3 protein-coding genes are annotated in these 2,810 nt (G+C 63.2%); all 3 read right to left on the minus strand.

All coding sequences use genetic code 11. The features are described from left to right. Nucleotides 1-269: ATP-binding cassette domain-containing protein (locus EAW56_RS11550; RefSeq protein ID WP_122086690.1), on the minus strand; the 269-nt coding region annotated here is incomplete at its 3' end. Between the two features lie 128 nt (nucleotides 270-397). Beyond that, nucleotides 398-1,771, minus strand: coding sequence for an NAD-dependent succinate-semialdehyde dehydrogenase (locus tag EAW56_RS11555; RefSeq protein WP_122086693.1), 1,374 nt, complete (start codon nucleotides 1,769-1,771; stop codon nucleotides 398-400). A 56-nt stretch (nucleotides 1,772-1,827) separates the two neighbouring features. After that, nucleotides 1,828-2,810, minus strand: a 983-nt coding sequence (locus EAW56_RS11560; protein ID WP_147453310.1) for an oxygenase MpaB family protein, incomplete at its 5' end; no start/stop codon positions are given.

Consider the following 2,810-nt stretch of genomic DNA (forward strand, 5'->3'; position numbering starts at 1 on the left):
CGGAAGTCCTGGAAGACGTAGCCGATGGACTGGCGCAGCTTGTTCACCTCTTTGCCGCGCAGCTCGTTGACGTGGAAGTCGTTGAAATAGATGTCTCCGGAAGAGACGTTCTCCTCCCGGATCATCAGCTGCAGGAAGGTGGATTTACCGGAGCCGGACGGGCCAATGAGGAAGACGAAGTCCCCGTCTCCGATCGTGAACGACACGTCGTCCAGCGCAGGCCGGGTCGACGTGGGGTAAACCTTGGTGACGTTGGAGAATTTGATCACCGGACCGACTTTACCTGTTACCGGTGTGACAGGTGAAGCCCCAGACCGCGCTTGCGCTGCGCAATCTGGGGCTTCACCCTCGCCCCGCGCGCCGCCTGCGAGCGACAACGCGCGAGTCTGTGAACTTGTTAGTCGTTCACGTAGAGGTACTGCTTGTTCACGAACTCATCGAGCGCGAACACGGACAGCTCGCGGCCGAAGCCGGAGCGCTTCACGCCACCGAACGGCAGCACGGCGGAAAAGTACTGTCCGAGGTTGACGTGGATCATGCCGGTGTCGATCTGGTCCGCGACCTTGATCGCACGGTCGGTGTCCTCGGAGAACACTGCGCCGCCCAGGCCCTGTCGGGAGTTGTTGGCCAGCGCCACCGCTTCATCCTCGGAGGAGACCTTGTAGATCTCAGCGACCGGGCCGAAGAACTCCTCGTAGTACTCGTCAGAGCCGACCGGGAGGTCGGTGAGCACTGCCGGGGAGTAGTACGCGGTGGTGTCGTCCAGCTCGCCGCCGGTGCGCAGCGTCGCACCCGCCTTGACGGCACGCTTGACCTGGTCGTCCAGCAGCTCCGCGGCGTTGCGGGAGGACATCGGGTAGTACTCGTTCTCGCCCGGGTTGGACGGGTCGCCCTTCTTGTAAGACTCTGCGATCTTCACCATCTCGTCGACGAACTCGTCGTAGATGTCCTCCATGACGATGATGCGCTTGTTGGAGGTACACACCTGGCCCGCGTTCTGCACGCGCTTCGCCCACGCATCCTGCGCGGCAGTCTTGATGTCGGCGGAGTCCAGGATGACGTACGGGTCGGTACCGCCAAGCTCCAGGACAACCTTCTTCAGGTTCTTGCCCGCGGTCTCCGCGACCTTCGCGCCGGCACGCTCGGAACCAGTCAGGGAAACACCCTGGACGCGCGGGTCCGCGATGATGGTCTCGATCTGGTCGTGGGAGGCGTACACGTTGGTAAACACGCCGTCCGGCAGGCCCGCCTCCTTGAGGATCGCCTCAAACGCCGCGGCGGACTTCGGGGTGATCTCTGCGTGCTTGAGCAGGATGCAGTTACCGTTCATCAGGTTCGGGCCGGCGAAGCGAGCCACCTGGTAGATCGGGAAGTTCCACGGCATGATGCCGAGCAGGGTGCCCAGCGGGAGGCGGCGGACTACTGCCTTGCCGCCTGGGACGTCGACTTTTTGGTCAGCGCAGTGCTCGGCCGCGTGGTCGGCGTAGAACTGCAGAATGTCGCCGGAGAAGTCGGCCTCCCACTCACCTTCCGGGACCGACTTGCCCATCTCCTCAGCCATGATCTTGGCCAGCTCGTTCTTCCGTTCCTTGAGCAGCTGCGCAGCCTTGCCGACGATCGCCGCACGCTCCTCGTACGACGTGTGACGCCAGGACTGGAACGCCTCGTCGGACTTGGCCAGGATCTCCTGCACCTGCTCGTCCGTGGGGTGATCGAACGTCTCGACGACCTCGTTGGTCATCGGGTTCTGTACGCGGTACGGGTTAGACATCGTGTCCTATTTTCCTCTCGTAGATTACTTTCTCGTGCTGTTTGTGAACTATACCACTACGCGCCGGGCCTGTAAGCCCCGTCGCTCATCTTTACGCCTTCGTCCTGGGACATGTAGGAGGTGTCCTGCGTGAGGGCGTCGAGAAGCGCCTGGTGGTTCTGCGCAACTTCCTTCTCCAGCGCTTCTGGGTTCGCACGCAGCAGGTCGAATCGTTGCTGCACCAGCGGCAGGTCGAGCTCGACGAACGGGCGGGAAACGGGCTGCGGGACGTTGAACTGGTCCGCAATCTCGTCGCCGTGCATGAGTCGGGTCGCGGTGTACATCCAGTCATCGATGGACTCGTCCGGGAATGGCAGCATGGCCTTGACGTTGGTGCGGAAGCCGCTAAAGAGCGCGTCGATGAGGGCCCGGGACGCATCGTTCGGCTCGCCGTCGACGGCGTGGATCGCGTCGATCGTTGCCTGGGAGGCGTCGATGTCCGTCTCATTGTCCAGCAGGTCGGTCGGAATGCCGAGCATGATGCCCACGACTTTCCACAGGTAGAACAGGTCCTGCTCCTCCTCCACCGTCAGCCTGTAACCCAGGTTCCGCAGATACGTAAACGCGATGTAGGTGAAGTCGAACCAGGTGCGGAGCATGTCGAACTCGCTGATCGGGCGGCCCCACTCCGCGTAGTCCAGCCCCAGCTGGCCCTGCACCCGGCGGACGTGGGCGTGCATTGCGCGCACCATGCCGGTGTGGACGAAGCTGACGTTGCCCGGTTTCAGCCCGTCCTTCAGGTAGACGGAGTAGATCCAGTTGGTGGTGTACGCCAGGCGGTGCACAGCGCCCTCCGTGAGCTCGCCGGTGTTCACCAGGACGTTTGCAATCGACGGGGTGATGTAGGTGTGGATCAGCGCGCCCGGCCCGAGCGACAGGTTCTGCGCAAGCACCGGGATCGCCAGCGCCGCCTGCTGTCCGCGCTCGAGGCGCTCCCAGTCGACGCCGTCGAGGGCCGCGTTCATGTCGTCGATAAGCGCCTTGACCTCGGGCAGCGTGG

Origin of the sequence: Corynebacterium gottingense (assembly GCF_003693265.1) — a bacterium.
GTDB lineage: Bacteria > Actinomycetota > Actinomycetes > Mycobacteriales > Mycobacteriaceae > Corynebacterium > Corynebacterium gottingense.